Consider the following 21688-nt stretch of genomic DNA (forward strand, 5'->3'; position numbering starts at 1 on the left):
ATCTGAATTTTAATATATTGAAACATCATCCAATTGGGGTTTAAAGCCAGTTAACCCACGACACATCCATCATTTCAATTTCAGTATCTATAAAAGAAAAAGATGCAATTTCTACAAAAAACGGCTATTAAATAAAAACAACTCAACTTCCAAGCATTTAACACACCCTGCACATCATATATCAACTACGATACTCTGGAGTAACTTAATAGGAAAGTGGATCTTCTTGTGTTTTTATAGCTGTACATTGTACAAAGTTATTTTATCATTATATATACAAACATAAAAATCCGAACATAAATCAGTGTTCGGATTTTTATGATATAATTATTTAGAAATTACTCCTCTGTCGGCTGAAAGTTTACATCTACTTTCAAATCATCGCCAAACTCATCTCTTACCATTTGCATAATATTATTCGCTTCTTTGTTTGACAACTCATCGACTTTTACATGCACATGAATAATGTCTTCATCGGAACGAACAAGTACATCTTGATACTCAGCTTGGGACATGATCGATTCTTCTATAATAGACTCTTTTGTAGAAACCTGTTCTAAATCATTAATATCATTTAATGCATCATTTTTTTCTTCACTTGTTGAATTAGAAGCTGCGACAACTTCATTTAATCTATCTTTTTTCATATTTCGTTCATCTTGTAAATTCATACGAATAGTTGTAAAAAGCTCGTCTTTCCCTAGATTTGTAACATCATCAACTTCAACATCTGAGTCATCTGCTGCATCTTCTGTTTGAGATGTTTCTTGCGTCTCATTCGTGCCGTCGTCAATATAAGCTAAATCCTCAGAATCAGAAGTCATATAAACTATACTTAGAACAATCATCAAACTTAACATCGTTAGTAACCAAATTGTTTGTTTTTTCAACATTTATTATTCCTCCTTATTTTTAGGCATTACAGAAACTCTATGTGTTGGTACATCAAGCACTCTAGAGGTTGATTCTACAACCCATTGTTTCACAGTCGCATGGTCAACACCTTTTGCTACTACAAAGACACCCCTCACGTTAGGCTTTTTTGTCTGTACAACCAATGGAACTTCTTGATCCCCTTTTCTGACAACAACCACTTCTGTCTCTTCAGTATGATCTTCTATTTGTCGTTCTCCCCCATTTTTATCATTTTCATCGGTCAGCTGTTTACCCGAGATTAAATTTTTTTCATAGACTTTTACATTAGTAGAATCAAGATTAATCATCACTTCCACGTCTGACACACCTTGAATTTTTGATAACATTTCCTCTAAATCCTTTTGGTAGCTTGATTCCAATTCATCTACGTTGGAAGTCAATGTGGACTCTTCTTGAGATGCGACCTGCTCAGCTTCGCTCTTTGGAATAGGTGTTTCACTTGCTAAATCTTTTTCACTTTCAGAATTAGTAAATATGTTTCCTATTAGAAGGAGCATCAGACCAATTAATCCAATGACAATTAGATAACTATATTTTTTGTAGGTTGTTGTAGACTTGTCTTTTGATCGGAAATATTCAATAATTTTTTTGATCAAGTTACTCCCTCCTCCCATACAACTGTAATTTTCATATCATCAAGCTCCCAAACCTCCTGTAAGATGTTTTTTATTGATTCAGTATCGATGTCTTCTAATTCCTCTTCATCTAACTTTGGCTCTTCTGTATTGATGTCTACTTCTTCAATATCATCCACTACTCCCTCCTCTTCGTTAATAGCTGCGAGATAGACAATTATTTCTTCCAAATTTTCAAATGTATAATTCCCTGATTCAGCAAAGCTAAATTGAATATCTGACAACTCGATTTGTTCTTCTGCTAGAGGTTCTTCTGCTAAGTTTTCTAACTGGACAACCATTTCTTCTAAAATATATGCATCTTGTGTTGATTCTATTTCACTTTTTTGTATTTTAATCATTTCATCCATATTTTCTACCTTTTCATCTGTTTGTAAATATTCTTTAAATGAGGTTTCTATGGCTTGGGGAATATCGATATTAAACATATAAAAAACTGGTTTTAAGAATATTAGTAACAAAATTAATCCAACGACAAATTGAATATACCTCTTCATTTTATTTGCTGGAATTAATAAATCGATAATGGCGGCAAAAATTAAGAATACAATAATCTGTGTTACCCAATTAATGAGTAAATCCATACACTTCATCCTAACGAAGAAATAAAGTAATATTTCCGGAAACGACAATCACTACAATGGCCAAGAAAAACATTAAGGATACAGTCAATAAACATGCAAGCATATATAGTAAATACTGGCCAATTGAGTTTAAACACGTAATAATCGGCCCATCAGCAAGAGGTTGTAATATAGCAGCAGCTAATTTATAAATAAGCGCAATAGCTAACACTTTTAAAGCAGGAAAAATAGCAATAAAGATAATGATCGCCACACCTATAATCCCTACTGCATTTTTTAACAAGAGAGAAGCACTAAGAACAGTGTCCGCAGCATCAGTAAAAGTCCTACCTACAACCGGAATAAAATTCCCTGTGATAAATTTGGTTGTTTTCATGGCTACCCCATCTTGAATGGCACCAGCCGCTCCTTGAATCGACATAACGCCTAAAAACACTGTTAAAAATACGCCTAAACTACCAACACTGATTGATCGAATCATATTAGCCAAATGGGTTACACGATGTTTTTCATTTAAAGTACTTACTATTTCTAAAAGTGCTGACAACAATAAAAGCGGCATAATAAACTTAGAAACCAATAACCCACTAAAATTAATTAAAAATATTATGATGGGATGAAAAAATGAAACACTTGCAAGATTTCCAAACGTTGACATAATGCCTAAAACTAAAGGGATCAGTGCAATCATAAAATTAGTCATCATACCAATGGCATTGCTAATATATTCTGAAGTTAAATAAAAACTGTTAAGTGAAATGAACAACAGTACGATGTAAACAATAAAGTAAGCTATTTTACTGACAGCACTTCTCTCAAAAGACGTGTGAATCGTCTGAAGCAGTACCGAAAATAACGTCAAAATTAGTAACTGTCCTAATAACTTAGCGTTCAAAGTAAATTCATGAAACAGAAATTTTATTAATCCAGTAAGTGTATGTTTAAAGGAGAAAGTCTTCTCTTCTTTTATAAAATCGTAAACAGTATTTTTTTCTAATTCAGGAAGGTATCCTTGGTATTCTTGCACTAGTTCATTCCAGTATGCTTGTACTCCTTCAAGGGATATCTCATCAATCATCTGTTTATCATCACGTTCTTCCTCGCTAGAGGCTAGCGACACAGTTTGTCCAATGAAAAGGAAAAGAAATGTGAAGGCAATTATCCATTTATAATGTTTCATTCACAATGGTTACTCCTTTCATATTCAATCTATGTCGTCGGCAAAAAGGATAAAATAGCCTCAATGACCGCAGTGATGATTGGTATAGCTAACACCAAAATAAATACTTTTCCAGCTAATTCGATTTTAGATGCGACTGAATCTAAACCTGCATCTTTTGTAATATTTGCACCCAGCTCAGCAATATAAGCGATGCCGATGATTTTTAAAATTGTTTCGATATACATTCCATCGATAGCCGCTTTTTGTCCTAACGATTGTAATAGCTGAAAGATGATACCTAATTGTTTGATCACCGCTAGAAAGATCACAATCCCTGCGATCAGAACAATTAAAAATGCAAATGATTCATGTAAATCCTTTAAAACGATATAAAGAATACTAGCAATCAAAGCAAATATAACGATGTGTAATATTTCCATAGATTATCCCTGAAATAAAAACACTGATTTTATTTGTTGAAAAAGATCCGATAAACTATTAACGACAATGACAAGAACTATAATAAAACCAACTAAGGTAGCAAATTGGGCAATTTCTTCTTTGCCCATTTGCTTCAATATAGTATGAATGAGTGCCACTATAATACCAATTCCAGCAATCTGGAATAAAATAGTTGCGTCTGCTAGCATAATCATGCCCCTTCCTATATGAGCAATAAAACAATAAATACACCTAATAAAACACCTAAGCTCTTTGACATTTTACCAAATCTGTATTGCTCATCCCTTGCTTCTTCCAGTTCTCGTTCTAAATGAGTAATTGTTAATTGGATATGTTTTTGTTGTTGAACCATATCATGTTGTCCAAGAGTTCTCCCAAATTGCTTAAGGATTTCCGCTTCATTTAGCCCAAGACTCGATTGATTAATAAGCTTTTGAACGCTTTTCTCCCAGCAGTCCATTAAATCAAAATCTCTGGATTGCATTCTATGAGCTAATGATTGAAAAAAATTACTCATTGGTTGTGGAACTTGGTCAGCTATATTTTGAAAAGCTGTTTGTAATGACGATTGGCTGTAAAGAATTTCAGCCTCCAAAATTTGTAAAGCATTTTTTAGCTGTCTAATATGTTTTGGCCTTCTATTTAATTGATGGCTTTTATCGAATCCTATCCATGTAGTTATTCCTATAATCATAAGTGCACCTATCCACTTCATTATTATGCTCCTTAAGTTTGCAAAACAATTTGTTGATCCTCGTTGTAAACTTTTTTTATTATTCCAGGTTGCCCACTGTTATCCAATATAAAAAGTCTTTTAAAAATATGCTGTTGAAATAATGGCTGAATAGACGGACGTTTCTTAATATCTTCTAATGATTGGCCATGAATCGTACAAATAATCGTCACACCCGCATTAATCGCTTCTAGAAGTGCTTGTACATCTTTTTGGCTTCCAATTTCATCAACAACAATGACATCTGGTGACATAGAACGAATCATCATCATCATTCCTTCCGCTTTGGGACAAGCATCCAAGACATCAGTACGCCTACCTAAGTTATGCTGCGGGATACCATTTAAGGAAGCCCCAATCTCAGAGCGTTCATCTATAACCCCGACTTTCTTTGCCGGAATGTTTTTCCACCCCGAAGATATAATTCTTATTAGATCTCGAATTAAAGTCGTTTTACCCGTTTGGGGTGCACCAATAAATAATGTATTTAAATATTGGTTGGAATACAGATAGGACATCAAAGGTTTAGCCACACCTAGCTTCTCCTTAGCTATTCGTATGTTTAAAAACGTTATATACTGAATGGCTTTAACCGCCCCATCTACTGTGTTGACTTTTCCTGCTAAGCCAACTCGGTGGCCGCCTTCGATAGTAATATAACCTTCCCTTAGTTCGTCTTCCATTCGATAAAGAGAGAAGTCGCTTAATTGGTTAATAATATGCATTTTATCTTTCTGATTTGGCTTGATATTATTAACCCATTCAACTTGATGATCAAAAATCAATTCAATAGGTTGATTGAAACGGAAACGAATTTCTTGTAAGTAGTGCCAACGTCCCGCAATCTGTAAGTTGATTTGTGCGCTTAATGTTTCTGGGAATAAACGAAGAATTTCTTTCATAGCATGTCCCCACTTTTTAAATTATCTTTATAGTAAATCTATGATAATTCAAATGGAATATGACTTTTAAATTAATGAATATTAAAAGATTGGACAAAAATATGAGGAAAATAGAGAGGAGTATGTTATTTAAACATAAAAAAAGCAACCCTGAACGGGCTGCTTTTTTAATCTTTTCTATTATGCTCTTGATACGTATTTCCCATCAGTTGTACTAATTACAAGTGTTTCACCTTGGTTTATAAAGAGAGGAACTTGAACAACAAGCCCTGTTTCTAGCGTGGCAGACTTTGATCCACCACTTACCGTATCTCCCTTCAAGCCTGGTTCAGTCTCAGTTACTTCCAGCTCAACGTTTTTCGGAAGATCTATTCCAATTATTTCTCCCTCATAAGTAACGATAGATACTTCCATATTCTCTTTGATGAATTTCAACTCATCTTCTATTTGACTTGTCTGAAGCTCAATTTGTTCATAAGTGTTAGTATCCATAAACGCATGTGTATCACCTGAGGCGTATAAATATTGCATTGTATTGTGCTCCACATGAGCCCTGTTTACTTTCTCACCTGCGCGAAACGTTTTTTCTTGTATATTTCCGTTTCTTAAATTTCTTAATTTTGATCTGACAAAAGCAGCACCTTTTCCTGGTTTTACGTGTTGGAACTCAATGACTTGCCATACGTCATTATCAACTTCTACTGTAAGCCCTGTTTTAAAATCATTTACCGAGATCATTGTTTATCCTCCTTCGAAATAACTCCCCGATATATATTTAACCGAATAATCATAGAGTCAAGCTTATAAGTGAATTAATTCTTTTGTTGAATGATTTAATCTTTCATTTCCTGAATCAGTTATCACAATATCATCTTCAATTCGGCAACCACCAACGTTTGGTATATAAATCCCTGGTTCAACAGTCACAACCATACCAGGCTCCAATTTAACATCTGATCGAAAAGATAATGCTGGTGCCTCATGGACTTCCATCCCTAAGCCATGGCCAGTTGAATGGCCAAAGTAATCACCATATCCTTTATCAGTGATATAATCCCTCGTTAAAGCGTCTGCTTCTTTCCCAGTCATTCCTGGTTTAATACCTTCAACACCTAACACTTGGGCTTTCAAGACTGTATCGTAAATTCTTTTAAGTTCGTCATCAATATCCCCTACGGCCAGCGTGCGAGTAATATCAGAGCAGTACCCTTGATATAACGCGCCATAATCTAACGTGACTAACTCGCCTTCTTCGATTATTTTGTCAGAAGCAACTCCGTGCGGTAATGCTGAACGATAACCAGAAGCAACGATAATATCAAAGCTTGAAGATGTGGCACCCTGCTTACGCATAAAAAATTCGAGTTCATTTGAAACATCTATTTCCTTAACTCCCGGCTTAATAAAAGTTTGGATATGATTGTATGCCTTATCTGCAATTTCTGCTGCTTGCTTCATAATTTCAAGTTCCTGTGGTGTTTTATAAATTCTTAGGTTCTCTATCATATCCCCTACAGGTATTAACTCAACAGTATCGAAAGTTTTTGTGTACAATTCATAGGTTGCAAATGTAACTTGATTTTTTTCAAATCCTAGACGTTTTATATTTAGTTCGTTTAATTGGTTCTTAATTTCTTCATGAATCAATGCCTTATGTTCTATGACGTCAAAATGCTCGGCTTGCTCAGTTGCCTGCTCCGTATAACGAAAGTCTGTAATGAATCGAGCTTTATCTTGACTAATTAAAGCAACACCAGCTGTTCCTGTAAAACTTGTCAAATAACGACGATTAATAGAACTCGTAACCAATATGGCATCTAGTTCTCGTTTTTTTAATTCACTTTGTACTTTTTTGACTTTCTCCATGTCCTGTCATTCCTCTCTTTTTATTAATCAAATACATCTACATCGATGAGTGCCATGGCAGCTAATCGATATCCATTTTTACCAAACCCTACAATTTGTCCCTGACAAACCGGTGCAGTTATTGATTTCCTTCTAAATTCTTCGCGTTTATAAATATTTGAAATATGTACTTCCACCACTGGAATATCAGTGGTTTTGATAGCATCACGAAGAGCAATGCTTGTGTGAGTATAAGCTGCTGGGTTGAAGATGATTCCCTCGTATTTTTTATCCGCCTCTTGTATCCAATCAATGAGATCTCCTTCATGATTGGACTGGAAACAATCAAGTGAATAACCAACACTTTTCAAATAGTCTCTTACCTCTTGTTCAATATCTTTTAAAGTGAAATCACCATAGATATCTTTTTCACGTTCGCCTAATAAATTAATATTAGGACCATTTAACATAAGCAAGCGCTTCATTACTCTTCCCCTTTTTTATAAAAAATAGGACGACTTTAGTCTAACACAAACTATGCCTTTTGAATAATTTTATTAAGTTAAAAAGTGAATATATTACTCTTCTTGCCGAACCGCAACTCTATTGTCATTATAATCAAATGAAATGGAGTATCCTACAAAAAGCCCGTACAAACTATACAAGGACAGGGTAGAAACGATGGTTTCGTTTTTTAGATTAGATAGCGATGGCACATTATCCATAAATGAATTGAAGAAATAAAACACTATAAACCAAAGTACAATTCCGAACCAAAATCCTACCCACATTGAATTACGTTTTTTAAACAGACCGTAATAAATGATCGCCACCACAATTGACAGAAGACCTATTAAAAATATGGATACTACATTACCAATCCAACTTTGAGCCCAGGAGGCCTTTATCCAAAAAGTAAGAACAAGAGATTTTACGGGAATCTCTATAAAGTTAAAGTAATACATTAACATTCCTACCGCACTCCAAAACACCCCACCAATAAATCCTGTTAATAGAGCTCTTCCAAACTGGACCGATTGGTTCCTATTATTTTGCTGATTAACTTGCTTTTGCATGTCATCACCCCATTATGTAGTGTGACCATTCAATTCAAAATCAATCACAAAAGTTAAAGTCATTTCATTTATTCCATTTATTTAGTAAAATAGAATGTAGACACATATAAGCGGAAAACAGACAAACTACTTATACAAGAGGTGAATAAATTGGGTGTAAGTGGAAAAGATAAATGATAACCCTGTTTATTTTAAAAAGAATGATATATTCATACTTGTATGTGGTATAGAGTATATAAGGATGATTCAGGAGGGAGGCATTTTTAATGAGTCGAATCGCTTCTACCTTAATTTATTTAGTTATCGGCCTTGCCGTGATTGGTGTTGCGGCACAATTGCTAACAAATACTGTAAATTTCTTCACTTCTGTGTTCATTATGGTGGGAGTTGGGGTAGCTATCTTCGCGGTGCTCTACTTCTTGGTTTTAAGACAACGGCCGTCTTCTGAGATGAAGAAATATAAACAAGCAGTTAAACAATCAAAAATAAAATATAAAGATTCACCTCAAAATGCAGGTCGTACATCCAAGAAAACAAATTCTTCTAATACAAGAAGAAAGCAAAGAAGACGAGCAAGTCACTTAAGAGTAATCGAAGGCAACAAAGGATCCAAGAAAAAACGAGCTTCCAATTAAGTGTAGCTCGTTTTTTGTATTATATTTTAGTTTTTGAATTTTATATTATTTTGGCCAATACTTTAAAAATTGTTTTGTCCGTTCTCTTCCCAAATCAATTAATTTTTCCTTCTCGTTTTGACTCAGGTTAAAATCAGTGGCTGAAATGTTATCAACAGGAATAAAAATAATATTATTTATATCATGTTTAGATATATATCTGGTATCGTGGGCTTTTTTCATTGTTGAAAAGAGCGCGTGCAACATATCTAGGGCATTTCTAATCTTTTGTGGATGAGGATTATCCATTGATTCACTCAACTTTACTCCTAGAATAGGTCGACTGTTTTTTGATTTCTTGTTCTCAAACACCCACATAGGAAAATTGCTTAATAGACCACCATCAACAATAACACTTTTTTGTTTTTCTTTACCGGGCATTTTTTTAGGCATGAAAAAATATGGAAATCCAGAACTCATCCGCACTGCTTTAGCAACAGGAAAATACTTTGGCTGGATGCCATATACTCTTTCCAAATCATCTGGAATAACAATAAGCCTTCCTAAAGATAAATCACTTATAATAACTTTAAGGGCATCTTTAGGTAGATCACCAAATGTATACACATTTTTATCAGCTAGTTTGTTCTGTAACCATTCCTCAAATCGTCTACCATGGTAAAGACCCATCTGAAAATAAAGAAAGAACCATTTCGTACCTGGTATGTATTTTGTTATCACGGGAGCATCCATAAATGCTTTTAAATCTAATTGATTGGTTAACTTTTCAATTTCGCTTGGTGTATGGCCTGCAGCAAGAAATGAGGCAATAATGGATCCAGCTGAAGTGCCAGCTACCCTTTTAAAGGTTAAATTATGCTGATGAATCTCTTGTAAAGCACCTATATAAGCATAAGCCTTAATACCACCGCCAGAAAACACACCGTCTATTTGCATATTTCCTCCCCTTATTAGTACTTTCTATTAGAATAAGCGGGAGTTGCAAAAATAGAACCACTATTTTAAAAAGTCGATGATAAATGACTTGATCATATAGATAACTTCTTTAACATTTTTAGCCAAGAAGTCTCCATCTTCAAGCGTGTGAAGAGCGATTGCTTAGGCGGTAAGGTAGAGGTGAATTGGCTTTCGGTCAAGTACGTTGCTATATATAAGCAATGTTCTTTGACAACTGGATATATGAAGTTGCATGCGGATTTACAGCGATATCCAAGGTACGTTAGAAACATTTCGTGTCAATAGGGTTGGAATGCCCCGAATCCATGCTCGTGGAAAACACACAAGACTTATATAGTAAGCAATTTTCGCGGAAACGAGAAGCTTTCACCTCAAATTTCGTATGAAATTAAGTGGTGAGTCGTTCACGAGATTACGCTTCATTTATACTCTGTATTCCTTTTAAATCCTTTATTCGTTTTTGATCTTCTTCAAAGTAGCGAACTAAGTCACCAATTCGGTCAATTGAATTCCAACTCAAATGGTGCTCAATCCCTTCTACATCATCATAAATATTTTCCTTCTCCACCCCTATGATTTCTAAAAACTCTTCCAGTAATTCATGACGGAAAACGAGTTTTTTACCTACCTTTTCTCCTTTTTCAGTTAACACAAAACCTCTATATTTTTCATAATTAACAAAATTATCTTTATCTAATTTTTGGACCATTTTTGTAACTGAAGAAGGATGTACTTCTAACTCTTCGGCTATATCGGACACGCGTGCATAGCCTTTCATCTCAATAAGATTATATATTAGTTCTATGTAATCTTCCATAGTAGCTGTAGGCAAGAGCATCTCCTCATTTCAAATAATTTTATATAAGGCAAAATTGTTTCTAGTCAAAGAATACCTTAAAAGTGCTGTATACACAAGGTTTAACTACAAAAAACTAACCAATTTGGTTAGTTTTTTGTAGTTAAAGACTTTTTATTATTCATTTCCAACACTTACTAAAAGCCTACAGACCACACTTTAATTGTGCTCCACAGCTTGTACATGTATTACAGCCACCAATGTCTTCGATATGGCCTTTTCTGCAAACTGGGCATGTATTGCCAACTTCAGACCCGATAGTAACATTTGTACTTTCAAGTTCGTTTATAGTATCCATCACAACCACTTTACGCGGAGATTCCGCTTCAAATAACTCAGTTTGTTCCCCTATATTGTTTTCTTCCGCTTTTAAAGTCAATACTTGAGAGTCACGACTACCGTCAACATAAACAGTACCGCCTTTTGCTCCGCCTTTATATAAGCGTTGATAAACACTTTCTACTTGTTTAACAGTGTATCCTTTCGGCGCATTAACTGTTTTGGAAATAGAGCTATCGACCCAGTATTGAATAACACATTGTGTATCCGCATGGGCTTCTGGTGATAATTCCATTGCAGTAATGAACCAATGTGGCAAATGATCTGGATCAGCATCTGGATTGGCATCTAAATATTCTTGGACTATCTCTGCTTTAACTTCTATAAACTTACCTAACCTTCCGCTTCTATAGTAAGAAAATGAAAAATAAGGTTCAAGTCCAGTACTTACCCCTACCATTGTGCCTGTACTACCGGTTGGTGCTACTGTTAGCAAATGAGAATTACGTATCCCGTATTTTAAGATATCATTTCGAATAGCATCTGGCATTTTTTTCATGTATCCCGTACTAATAAATGCTTGTCTAAGCTGCTTTGTTTCTTTTTCTGTTTCGCCAACTAAAAAAGGAAAGCTACCTTTTTCTTTAGCAAGCTCAATCGATTCACGATAGGCGGTCGTCGCAATCGTTTCAAATATGTTATCAACTAAATCATTACCCTCTTTAGAACCATACTCAGTTTCTGAATAGATTAAGAGATCATGAAGACCCATAACACCTAAACCTATTCGACGTTCTCCAAGAGCCTGTTTCTTGTTTTCTTCTAAGAAATAGGGAGTGGCATCTATAACGTTATCTTGTATTCTTACTCCTACACGTACCGTCTCTTTCAACTTTTCAAAATTAACTGTTTTAGTATCTTTATTAGCCATTTCAGCGAGATTAACAGCTGCAAGATTACAGACTGAGTATGGAGCTAACGGTTGTTCACCACATGGATTAGTCGCGACAACCTGGTCACCATAAGCTTTTGCATTTGTCATGTCATTTGCATTATCGATGAAGAATATCCCAGGTTCGGCCGAATAAGTCGCACATATATTAATCAAGTTCCATAATTCTTTTGCTTTAATACGACGATAAATTCGAATATCATAACCCATTTCTTCCCATTTACGGACATCTCCCACTTCATGCCACTTCTCATTATATTCTTTCATTTCTTGCTTTGTATAATTTTCTACATCTGGGAAGCGCAACTCATAATAATCATCATTTTCAACTGCAGTCATAAACTCTTTTGTTAAACAAACCGATATATTTGCGCCAGTTAAAAAGTCAGATTGGTGGACATCATATGTTCCACCCATTCTTAATTTTTTCTGAGCTTCGTCAATAGCGGCTTGCGTAAAGCCTCCTTGACCAGGCATGGTTTGATAATTGACAATTCCTTGATAAAGATCTGTCTCTGTCTCAGTTAAAGGAGTGAATTTAAGTTTTTCTTGCGCAAACTGTTTTATATGCTCATCTTCGGAGTTTTCTATTAAATAACGTAAAATTCTAGGATTCTGCATTTTTGAAATGATAAATTCAATGATATCAGGGTGAGAATCAACTAACATGATCATTTGGGCTCCCCTGCGACTGCCGCCCTGCTCTACTAAATGGGTTAGTTTCGCAATGTCATTCAACCATGAGACTGAGCCTGACGACTTCCCATTGACACCTCGTGCCAATGTATTTCGCGGGCGTAGTGTAGATCCATTTGTGCCCACACCACCACCACGGCTCATTATTTCCATGACTTGTTTTCTATGATTTGAAATCCCTTCCCTTGAATCCCGAATATAAGGCATAACATAACAGTTAAAGTATGTCACATCTGTTCCTGAACCTGCTCCATAAAGAACCCTTCCTGCCGGAATAAAGTTCATATTAACCAGTTCTTGTTTGAATTTATCGTGCCAATAGTTAACCTTATCTTCAGTTTCTTCAACACTCGCAAGTCCTGTTGCATTTCTCATGGCAATTTGCTCATAAAATATCTCCAGTGGTTTATCTATAACTTCTAGGCCACGACGAATCAATCCAGTTTCCGCCTCTTCGCCTTCCAAAATAGAAAGGAAATCAGTATCAACTTTTATATATGCCTCACCGTTTGTCCAATCAATTGAGTTAATAAAGCCATATCCTCTAGCCGGAAACTTAGGATCCGGTTTTACCGTAAGGACGACGAAATCCCCTTCTTTTAGAGTTTTTTTCTCGGTATCTTTAAACGCATAACGGTCTAGCATAACCAAACGTGAGACGCCTTCATGTGTAAGTTTCATGTCTTTTGTAATGGGATGCACTTGAGGAAACTGTGCTATATCTTTATTAAGCATTTCAAAATCAATATTGGCTGATTTTTTCGTTTTAGTTGACATACTATCACTCCCTGTTTATTTCTTCATCATGAATATAATTATTGTTGTTATAAGCCAATAGCCTAATTCGCTACACTTCAAACAATATATTGTGCTTAAAATGTTTATATGTACTACATATAGTAATATACATTAAATAAAATCTTTGTCAACTATTGATTTTTGCAACTACCACTAAGATTTTAACACCCTATCAAACTTAATTGTTTATTGAAGAAAAAGCAATAAAAATAAACAGTAAAAATAAATTTTTAAAAACTAATCTTTGAAATAATAAAGATATATACTTATAATAGTATTAGAACAAATTTGAAAGAAGAGGGAAATATATGACGTTTTTAATCGTGGCTTTAGTTGTATTAATTGGTATTGGTGTATTTAGATATTACCGTCAATCTACTTATCTGAATGTTTTAACTGAGGAACAATTCATTGAGGGATATAGAAAAGCACAACTGATTGATGTAAGGGAACCCCAAGAATTTGATAAAGGACATATTTTAGGCGCTAGAAATATACCCGTAACACAAATGAAACAACGACTAGTAGAAATACGACCTGACAAGCCAGTTTACTTGTATTGTCAAGGTAGCTCACGCTCGGCTCGTGCAGCACAGCTTCTAAACAAAAATGGCTACAAACATCTCTACCAATTAAAAGGTGGATTTAAAAAATGGACAGGAAAAGTCAAGTCAAAATAAAGAACTCCTAAAACTTAATAGGTAGCTCAAACTCTTACTTTTAAACATGATATAGAAGGCAAGGACGATTCTATAAATGCATACAGAACTCTGAAGCAATCAACTTATATTCTTTATTCGGAATTTAAATAATATAAGCGGCATCTGTTGATTGTTTTCATTACATTAACAAGACAAAAGCGCTCCAAATTCGGAGCGCTTTTTACTGTTTTTAACATTATCTTAGTTATTTTCAGTATAATACCTTAATATTGGTTTTCTTGCTGCTGTTGTTTCATCCATTCTTTTCACAATGGTATCATGTGGTGCTTCTTGAACTAATTCAGGCTCTTCTTCAACTTCTTTAGCAATTTGTAGCATCGCATCAATAAATCCGTCCAGAGTTTCTTTTGACTCAGTCTCAGTTGGTTCAGCCATCATTGCTTCTTCTACATTAAGAGGGAAATATATGGTCGGTGGATGGTACCCATAGTCTAGCAGACGTTTCGCAATATCAAGTGTTCTTACACCCAATTTCTTCTGCTTCTTCCCTGAAAGTACGAATTCATGCTTGCAGTGCTGAGAGAAAGGCAATTCATATTCTTTTTCAAGTTTACGCATCATATAATTCGCATTCAATACAGCGTACTCACTTGCCTTTTTAAGCCCTTCCGCTCCCATCGTACGAATATACGTATAGGCTCGTAAGTTAATCCCAAAGTTACCGTAATAAGGCTTAATTCTTCCGATTGACTGTGGACGATCATATTCAAACGTAAAGTAATCGTCCTTTTTAGTTAAGACGGGTTTTGGTAAAAATGGTGCTAATTCTTCAGTAACTCCTACTGGGCCTGAACCAGGACCTCCTCCACCATGTGGCCCAGTAAACGTTTTGTGTAAGTTTAAATGAACCGCATCAAAGCCCATGTCTCCTGGACGAGTATAACCCATAATTGCATTTAAATTAGCTCCGTCATAATAAAGCTTGCCACCCGCACTATGGACGATTTCTGCCATTTCTACGATATCTGTTTCGAACAAACCTAATGTATTAGGATTTGTTAACATAAACGCTGCTGTATCTTTGTCAACAACCTTTTTTAAATCTTCTATATCAACAAGGCCTTCTTCATTTGTTTTTACTGTTACAGAATCAAAACCTGCAACGGCTGCAGAGGCTGGGTTTGTTCCATGAGCTGAATCGGGAACAATGACCTTTGTCCGGTTATAATCACCATTTGCCTCATGGAATGCTCTAATCATCATTAACGCTGTCCATTCTCCATGGGCACCGGCTGCTGATTGAAGCGATACTTCGTGCATTCCTGTCAACTCTTTTAATGACTCTTGTAGATCGTACATCATTTCCATTGCACCCTGGACACTTTCCTCTGGTTGATGTGGATGTATGTGAGTAAATCCAGGCAATCTTGCCACATCTTCGTTAATCTTCGGGTTATACTTCATCGTACAAGAACCAAGTGGGTAAAACCCTGAGTCAAGCCCGTAATTTCGTTGCGATAGTCTTGTATAATGTCTCATAATATCCAGTTCACTTACTTCAGGTAAATCGGGAGCAGACTTTCGCACATAATCGTCCTCAAGCCCTTCATTTAAGTTAACTTCGGGAACATCCATATCTGGTAAACTATAACTCGTTCTTCCTTCTTTACTTAATTCAAAAATTAATGGAAAATCCTTTTTAGCCATTGTTGATCTCCCCCAATTCTTTAACAAAAGCATTAATTTCTTCTTTTGTACGAATTTCAGTTACTGCAACAAGCATATGATTATTTAATTCTTGGTTAATCAGCCCTAAATCATATCCTCCAATAATTCCTTTTTCAAGCAATTTTTTATTTATATTTGAAACATTATTAAAAAGTTTTATTACAAACTCATTAAAGAATGCACCTTTTGTTGCGACAGATATTCCGTTTTTCTCAAGTTGGTTTTTTAAATAACGAGCTTTTTGCATATTTAATTCGGCCATCTTTTTAAGACCGTTTTTACCTATTGAACTCATAGCTACAGAGCTTGCTAGCGCGTTTAAAGCTTGGTTTGAACAGATGTTAGATGTAGCTTTATCACGTCTAATATGTTGTTCTCTCGCTTGGAGCGTTAAGACAAATCCACGCACTCCTTCTTCGTCTGTTGTCTGCCCTACTAATCTACCAGGTACTTTACGCATTAATTTCTTTGTTGTAGCAAAATAACCGCAATGTGGTCCCCCGAATTGAGCAGGGATGCCAAATACTTGAGTGTCGCCTACTACAATATCTGCACCTAACTCTCCTGGAGGCGTAAGATAACCTAAAGCTAGAGGGTTACTCGATACGAGCATCATAGTTTTCTTTTGTTTTTCTATGATTGATTTAATCTCTTTTAGGGGTTCTATCTCACCAAAAAAGTTTGGATATTGAACGACAACACCGGCAATCTCTTCATTCAATTCTTTTTCCAGATGCTCTAGATCAGTACGATTATCTTTCATATCAATTTCGACAATTTCGATATATTGAGCTTTTGCATATGTTTTTATAACATCTATTGATTCAGGATGAACTGTTTTTGATACAAGAACTTTTTTTCTTCTTGTATGTCCGGCGCTTAAGGTCACAGCTTCAGCCAGCGATGTCCCCCCATCATACATTGATGAGTTTGCAATTTCCATACCTGTTAATTCAGAAACCATTGTTTGGAACTCAAATATTGCTTGGAGCTCTCCTTGTGAGATTTCCGGCTGATATGGTGTATAGGCTGTATAAAATTCAGATCTAGAAATGACGTGGTCCACAACCGACGGGATGAAGTGATCATACACACCCGCACCTAGAAATGAACTATATTCCTTTAAATTGGCGTTTTTATTAGACATATGAGTCAATTCTTTTTTCAACTCTACTTCATTTACGGGATTCTTGAGATTAAGTTCCCCTTTAAAACGAACTTTTTCGGGAATCTCAGAAAATAATTCATCGGTTGACTCGACACCGATTTCTTCAAGCATTTCTCTTTTATCCGCATCTGTCATGGGCAAATAACGAAATTCCATGTTAATTCTCCCCCTATTTTTTATTTAAAAATGGCGTTTCAATAATTTCAGCTTTTAACTTTCTTTTACGCACCTGCACAGCAATTTCAGTCCCCACTTCAGTGACATTGCTTTTCACTAGGGCTAAGCCGATATTCTTCTTTAATGTTGGAGACTGTGTACCGGACGTTATCGAACCAATTTTCTCACCTTCATAATAAACCTCATAACCAGTTCTTGGAATTCCTCGGTCTAACATCTCAAGTGCAACGAGTTCTCTATTTGCACCATTTTCGACTTGTTCTTTAAGGGCCTGTTTACCAATAAAATTAGTTGCTTTATCCACTTTAACCGCAAACTTCAAACCAGCTTCAATTGGCGAAATATCCTTTGATAATTCCTGACCATAAAGTGGTAAATTAGCTTCAAAACGAAGCGTATCTCTTGCTCCGAGTCCAACTGGTAATAAGCCATCATTTTTTCCTGCCTCTAAAATATTGTTCCAAAGTTCACGACTCGCGTGGCTATCAATATATATCTCGAAACCATCTTCCCCTGTATATCCTGTTCGAGAAACGATGGACCCTTGTTCAATACCAGTAAATTTGACATTTTCTTCAAAACGAAAGAATTTAATCTCACTTAAGTTTGTTTCCGTTAGAGTTTGTAAGATTTTTTCTGCATTTGGGCCTTGTAAAGCAAGTAAACCGTAATTAGCCGAAACATTTTCAATAGTTAATTCATCTTCTGAGTAATCATTATGTTCCATCATCCACTCGAAGTCTTTCTCTGTATTAGCAGCATTTACAACTAGAAAATAATGATCTTCCTCAATCATATAAATAAGAAAGTCATCAATAGTGCCTCCATCTTGGTAGCACATAAACGTATATTGTGCACGCTTAGGTGACAGCTTAGAAACATCATTCGTTACCATTTTTTGCAAGAATTCTAAGCTTTTCTCACCTTTTACGACGATTTCCCCCATGTGGGATACATCAAATAATCCTGCATGAGTCCTTGTCGCTTCATGTTCCTGTTTAATACTTGAGAACTGAACTGGCATATCCCAACCGCCAAAGTCAATGGTTTTAGCCCCCAACCGCTCATACTCAGGATAAATTGAAGTTTTTTTCAATTCACTCACCTTCCATCACTCCTTTATCATTTTCGCTACTTCATGAGTTTATTTTTCATAATAAATTCCATAATAAAAAACAGAGATTTCACTGATATGGAAAAACAAGTATCTAAATACAGATATTTGAATTCCATCTTTTCCAGTAAAAACCTCTGTCCTTCAACCAGAAAGTTGCACACTTAAAAGTAACTTGGAAAACGCATTCAAGTTATCGAGTGTTTGCTTCGTGGGTGGTTCACATATCAAAATATTGTGAGACGACATGTAAACTCTCTCCAGAGATGCGTCCTACAAGAGTCTTTTTACCTGAGAGATTCGCGTGACTGCTTGCTCCTTCGGCGTTACTAAACGAGTTTTACTAAGTAAATTCCTTAGAAAGTATGTCTATATTCCGCAATATGTATAAAATCACTTAGAAAGAGACCCCTGACTCTTTCTAATAAAACGTTTAGTAAACTCTCCCCTTGTATTCATTCGCCTAATGAAAAAGGATTAGTTTGGTTATACTATGTATCAAGTGGTGAAAACTCTCTCTTTTACTATCTATATTATAGCATAGATTAATTATTATAGTTAATTAATTGTTTCATTTTAATAAATTGTCTTATAACGAGAAGGTGAAGAAATGAAAAATATAAAATTGGAAACCGATAAACAATTTATAAAAGAATTAGACGAAAAAGTTAATAGGGAGGAAACCTTTTCGTCCTGGGATTTATTTTCTATGGCTTACCAAACTGAACTAACTAATATATCACCTAACTTTGGAGAGTTGCATGCCTTAAACTACTTATCTCATATCGATTTTTTACCCCACCAAGTAGAAACAGCTAAACAAGCTATTCAAGACATGAATGGCAGGGCGATCTTAGCGGATGAAGTAGGATTAGGTAAAACAATTGAGGCAGGTCTTATTCTTAAAGAATATTTATTAAGGGGACTTGTGAAAAAAATACTCATTCTGGTTCCTGCTTCCCTCGTGAATCAGTGGGCGAGAGAATTGAATGAAAAATTTTTCATTCCGGCCGTTCCCTACCGTAAAAATTATCAATGGAGCCAACATGATATCCTTATCTCATCTATTGACACTGCTAAACGATCACCACATCGGGAAGAAATACTAGATATTGACTACGACCTCATTTTAATAGATGAAGCACACAAATTAAAAAACCATCAAACACAAAATTATAAATTAGTACGAGCCTTGAAGAAAAAGTATTGCTTATTATTAACAGCTACACCTATTCAAAATCATTTAATAGAAATATTTAATCTTGTATCGATTTTAAAACCAGGACACTTAGGGAGTTATGATTCATTTATTAAGGAATATGGAAATGATCGCAACAAAATTAAACAGAATGCCATGTTAAGAAAACTCATTCAAAAAGTTATGGTCCGAAACACCAGAAAAAATACATCGCTCAATCAGACTTCGAGAAAAATAGAGACAGTAAGAGTTGATTTTTCAAAGATTGAGAATGATTTCTATCAGCAATTAAGTACATCAATCCAACCTTTATCTACATTTGCTAAAATCACATTACTTAGAGAAATTTGTTCCTCTCGTGAAGCCTGTTACTTATCTCTTCAAAAAATGAGTAAGGAACAAGAAACTAAAGAGTTGATTGATCCATTGTTGAAAGAAATCGAAGGGCTACCACATCATTCAAAAGCTAAAAAAGTCATTGAATTAATTGAACATCATAAAGATGAAAAGGTTATTATTTTTACCGAATATAGAGCAACCCAGCTCTATTTACAATGGTATTTACAACAGCATAATATAACATCAGTGCCTTTCAGAGGGGGCTTTAAAGGCGGAAAGAAAGATTGGATGAAGCAGTTATTTAAAAACCATGCTCAAGTTCTCATCGCTACAGAAGCAGGTGGGGAAGGAATAAATTTACAATTTTGCAATATAATGATAAATTATGATTTACCTTGGAATCCAATGCGCTTAGAGCAACGAATCGGCCGTATTCATCGCTACGGGCAAGAGAAAGATGTTTACATTTATAATTTCGCGATTAAAGGTACTGTAGAAGATCATATTATGAGCTTATTATATGAAAAAATTAATTTATTCCAACAAGTAATTGGTCAGCTAGATGATATTTTAGCGGAACTTGATATTAATAACTTAGAGTCTGAGCTCTATTCTATTTATACAAGCTCATCATCACATGGTGAAGCTAAAATAAAACTCGATAATTTAGCTTCAATTATTCAAAACAAAAATAATGAATTGCATAATGAGGAGCAGTCGTATGGCTATAACTAATTTAAATCAATTCTTAAGTGATTTTTTCATTGCACATAAATGCCGGCTCATCTCTAATCAAAACGGTGTTCTAACAATACAATTGACTGAAGAAATGGACCGAGCTTTAATGAATCGACCTTTCTACTGGCATTATATTAAAAAAATGGGCCAAGTTGGTGAACCTCAGACACTTACACTCATAACAGATCAAGGAACTAGTGGTAAACAAGGAGAATTAATCCATTTTGGAAGTCCACGATTACAACAAATCATGGAACATCTTAAGATAAATGAACGCTTTACAAAAGCCTACCAAAATCTAGCGGATGTAACGACTAATACAGCTTTACATCCATGGTTGCTTTTAAACATTAAAGTAACATATGTTGGTAAATTACAAAAAGATGAAGTATTTTCATTGGGGCTAAATTTAATTAATGGTATGATGAAATCCCAAATGATGGAATATTTATATAAGATTAATTTACAGAATACTATACCTGATTTTTGTTACACTATTTCCCCACTTATTAAATTGAAAAGCGGCTATAAAAGAATTGAATCCGTCATTAAGAACTATATAGAAAATCAGGAACACAAATGGGCGGATGAATCAATTGCAAAACTTGAAGAAGATATTGAACTGCTCAAGTTATTTTATATTAATCCAAGTGAAGAAGAAGAAAAACAAATGAAAAAAGAAATCCACGAAATAAAAACTCGATATGAACCACAAATAAATATTTCTATAATTAATGGAGGCATTTTTTATTTACATCATTTATAGATGAAAATTTAACGAAAAGAACAAAGATTAAGAGGCCATGGCGGCCTCTTAATCTTTTTTTATAAATAATTTAAAAGCCATGGGTAATACACCCAACCATTGATTGGTCAATTTCACTTTTCCTGTTTTCTTTTTCTTTTGCTGAATCTTTTCTCGTCGTTTCTCTTCAGGCGACTTATTAAGATGAGTCATCACCTGCTCTGTTATATACTTGATATAATCATTTACCGACATACAACCGCTCCTAACTTCGATTTCATTATAAAAAATTTTAAAATAAATGCAGGACT

At 35.0% G+C, this 21688-nt stretch carries 23 protein-coding genes and 1 riboswitch; of the genes, 4 read left to right on the forward strand and 19 right to left on the reverse strand.

Annotation, left to right across the window (positions count from 1 at the left end):
- Nucleotides 1-338: 338 nt before the first annotated feature.
- From KQI49_RS05875 to KQI49_RS05930, 12 genes are all read right to left on the reverse strand, one after another.
- Nucleotides 339-893: a SpoIIIAH-like family protein gene (locus KQI49_RS05875; protein ID WP_216487443.1), complete on the reverse strand. Its 555-nt coding sequence runs from the start codon at nucleotides 891-893 to the stop codon at nucleotides 339-341.
- A 3-nt stretch (nucleotides 894-896) separates the two neighbouring features.
- Nucleotides 897-1532 carry a stage III sporulation protein AG gene (gene spoIIIAG / locus KQI49_RS05880; protein WP_253286696.1) on the reverse strand — a complete coding sequence of 212 codons (636 nt, stop codon included), beginning with the start codon at nucleotides 1530-1532 and terminating at the stop codon, nucleotides 897-899.
- Nucleotides 1529-2155: a stage III sporulation protein AF gene (spoIIIAF, locus tag KQI49_RS05885; protein ID WP_216487445.1), complete on the reverse strand. Its 627-nt coding sequence runs from the start codon at nucleotides 2153-2155 to the stop codon at nucleotides 1529-1531. Before spoIIIAF ends, spoIIIAG begins: the two co-directional genes overlap by 4 nt.
- 10 nt (nucleotides 2156-2165) lie before the next feature.
- A complete protein-coding gene (spoIIIAE, locus tag KQI49_RS05890) occupies nucleotides 2166-3335 on the reverse strand; it encodes a stage III sporulation protein AE (RefSeq protein ID WP_216487446.1) in 1170 nt (389 codons plus the stop codon).
- Nucleotides 3336-3364: 29 nt separating this feature from the next.
- Nucleotides 3365-3757 (reverse strand): stage III sporulation protein AD, encoded by a 393-nt coding sequence (gene spoIIIAD / locus KQI49_RS05895; RefSeq protein ID WP_216487447.1) that lies wholly within the window; start codon nucleotides 3755-3757, stop codon nucleotides 3365-3367.
- A 3-nt stretch (nucleotides 3758-3760) separates the two neighbouring features.
- On the reverse strand, nucleotides 3761-3967 hold the full coding sequence (spoIIIAC, locus tag KQI49_RS05900; protein ID WP_216487448.1) for a stage III sporulation protein AC: 207 nt from the start codon (nucleotides 3965-3967) through the stop codon (nucleotides 3761-3763).
- A 14-nt stretch (nucleotides 3968-3981) separates the two neighbouring features.
- Nucleotides 3982-4494 carry a stage III sporulation protein SpoIIIAB gene (gene spoIIIAB, locus KQI49_RS05905; protein WP_216487449.1) on the reverse strand — a complete coding sequence of 171 codons (513 nt, stop codon included), beginning with the start codon at nucleotides 4492-4494 and terminating at the stop codon, nucleotides 3982-3984.
- A gap of 11 nt (nucleotides 4495-4505) precedes the next feature.
- Nucleotides 4506-5414 (reverse strand): stage III sporulation protein AA, encoded by a 909-nt coding sequence (gene spoIIIAA, locus KQI49_RS05910; protein WP_216487450.1) that lies wholly within the window; start codon nucleotides 5412-5414, stop codon nucleotides 4506-4508.
- Nucleotides 5415-5594: 180 nt separating this feature from the next.
- Nucleotides 5595-6152: an elongation factor P gene (efp, locus tag KQI49_RS05915; RefSeq protein WP_216487451.1), complete on the reverse strand. Its 558-nt coding sequence runs from the start codon at nucleotides 6150-6152 to the stop codon at nucleotides 5595-5597.
- Between the two features lie 63 nt (nucleotides 6153-6215).
- The gene (locus KQI49_RS05920; protein ID WP_216487452.1) at nucleotides 6216-7280 is read right to left on the reverse strand and encodes a M24 family metallopeptidase; all 1065 of its coding nucleotides are present in this window, start codon (nucleotides 7278-7280) and stop codon (nucleotides 6216-6218) included.
- A gap of 23 nt (nucleotides 7281-7303) precedes the next feature.
- Entirely contained in the window at nucleotides 7304-7744 is a 441-nt protein-coding gene (aroQ, locus tag KQI49_RS05925) for a type II 3-dehydroquinate dehydratase (RefSeq protein WP_216487453.1), read from the reverse strand.
- Nucleotides 7745-7837: 93 nt separating this feature from the next.
- Nucleotides 7838-8335, reverse strand: coding sequence for a YqhR family membrane protein (locus KQI49_RS05930; RefSeq protein ID WP_216487454.1), 498 nt, complete (start codon nucleotides 8333-8335; stop codon nucleotides 7838-7840).
- A gap of 266 nt (nucleotides 8336-8601) precedes the next feature.
- On the opposite strand from KQI49_RS05930, the gene KQI49_RS05935 reads away from it, so the two are divergent.
- Nucleotides 8602-8970, forward strand: coding sequence for an SA1362 family protein (locus KQI49_RS05935; protein ID WP_216487455.1), 369 nt, complete (start codon nucleotides 8602-8604; stop codon nucleotides 8968-8970).
- A gap of 45 nt (nucleotides 8971-9015) precedes the next feature.
- On the opposite strand, the gene KQI49_RS05940 is transcribed toward KQI49_RS05935, so the two are convergent.
- The 3 genes from KQI49_RS05940 to KQI49_RS05950 form a co-directional block, all read right to left on the reverse strand.
- Nucleotides 9016-9906 (reverse strand): patatin-like phospholipase family protein, encoded by an 891-nt coding sequence (locus tag KQI49_RS05940; RefSeq protein ID WP_216487456.1) that lies wholly within the window; start codon nucleotides 9904-9906, stop codon nucleotides 9016-9018.
- Between the two features lie 433 nt (nucleotides 9907-10339).
- Nucleotides 10340-10759: a transcriptional regulator MntR gene (gene mntR, locus KQI49_RS05945; protein ID WP_216487457.1), complete on the reverse strand. Its 420-nt coding sequence runs from the start codon at nucleotides 10757-10759 to the stop codon at nucleotides 10340-10342.
- A 169-nt stretch (nucleotides 10760-10928) separates the two neighbouring features.
- A complete protein-coding gene (locus tag KQI49_RS05950) occupies nucleotides 10929-13487 on the reverse strand; it encodes a vitamin B12-dependent ribonucleotide reductase (RefSeq protein WP_216487458.1) in 2559 nt (852 codons plus the stop codon).
- A 329-nt stretch (nucleotides 13488-13816) separates the two neighbouring features.
- Here KQI49_RS05950 and KQI49_RS05955 point away from each other — a divergent pair, with 329 nt between their 5' ends.
- Nucleotides 13817-14188, forward strand: a complete 372-nt coding sequence (locus KQI49_RS05955; protein WP_216487459.1) for a rhodanese-like domain-containing protein — start codon at nucleotides 13817-13819, stop codon at nucleotides 14186-14188.
- 222 nt (nucleotides 14189-14410) lie between these two features.
- Here KQI49_RS05955 and gcvPB read toward each other — a convergent pair whose 3' ends face one another.
- From gcvPB to gcvT, 3 genes are read right to left on the reverse strand one after another with little or no spacing between them, the layout of a single operon-like run.
- Complete coding sequence (gene gcvPB / locus KQI49_RS05960; RefSeq protein WP_216487460.1) at nucleotides 14411-15877, reverse strand: aminomethyl-transferring glycine dehydrogenase subunit GcvPB; 1467 nt, start codon at nucleotides 15875-15877, stop codon at nucleotides 14411-14413.
- Nucleotides 15870-17222 (reverse strand): aminomethyl-transferring glycine dehydrogenase subunit GcvPA, encoded by a 1353-nt coding sequence (gene gcvPA / locus KQI49_RS05965; RefSeq protein WP_216487461.1) that lies wholly within the window; start codon nucleotides 17220-17222, stop codon nucleotides 15870-15872. Before gcvPA ends, gcvPB begins: the two co-directional genes overlap by 8 nt.
- A gap of 13 nt (nucleotides 17223-17235) precedes the next feature.
- On the reverse strand, nucleotides 17236-18348 hold the full coding sequence (gcvT, locus tag KQI49_RS05970; protein ID WP_216487462.1) for a glycine cleavage system aminomethyltransferase GcvT: 1113 nt from the start codon (nucleotides 18346-18348) through the stop codon (nucleotides 17236-17238).
- Nucleotides 18349-18626: 278 nt separating this feature from the next.
- Nucleotides 18627-18724, reverse strand: a riboswitch (glycine riboswitch).
- 243 nt (nucleotides 18725-18967) lie between these two features.
- Between gcvT and KQI49_RS05975 the strand changes: the two genes are divergently transcribed.
- Both KQI49_RS05975 and KQI49_RS05980 read left to right on the forward strand, forming a co-directional pair.
- The gene (locus tag KQI49_RS05975) at nucleotides 18968-20629 is read left to right on the forward strand and encodes a DEAD/DEAH box helicase (RefSeq protein WP_216487463.1); all 1662 of its coding nucleotides are present in this window, start codon (nucleotides 18968-18970) and stop codon (nucleotides 20627-20629) included.
- Nucleotides 20616-21398 carry a YqhG family protein gene (locus tag KQI49_RS05980; protein ID WP_216487464.1) on the forward strand — a complete coding sequence of 261 codons (783 nt, stop codon included), beginning with the start codon at nucleotides 20616-20618 and terminating at the stop codon, nucleotides 21396-21398. Before KQI49_RS05975 ends, KQI49_RS05980 begins: the two co-directional genes overlap by 14 nt.
- 48 nt (nucleotides 21399-21446) lie before the next feature.
- On the opposite strand, the gene KQI49_RS05985 is transcribed toward KQI49_RS05980, so the two are convergent.
- On the reverse strand, nucleotides 21447-21632 hold the full coding sequence (locus KQI49_RS05985; protein ID WP_216487465.1) for a YqzE family protein: 186 nt from the start codon (nucleotides 21630-21632) through the stop codon (nucleotides 21447-21449).
- Nucleotides 21633-21688 lie beyond the last annotated feature (56 nt).

Origin of the sequence: Virgibacillus sp. MSJ-26 (assembly GCF_018918075.1) — a bacterium.
In the GTDB taxonomy this organism is placed as follows: Bacteria; Bacillota; Bacilli; order Bacillales; family Amphibacillaceae; genus MSJ-26.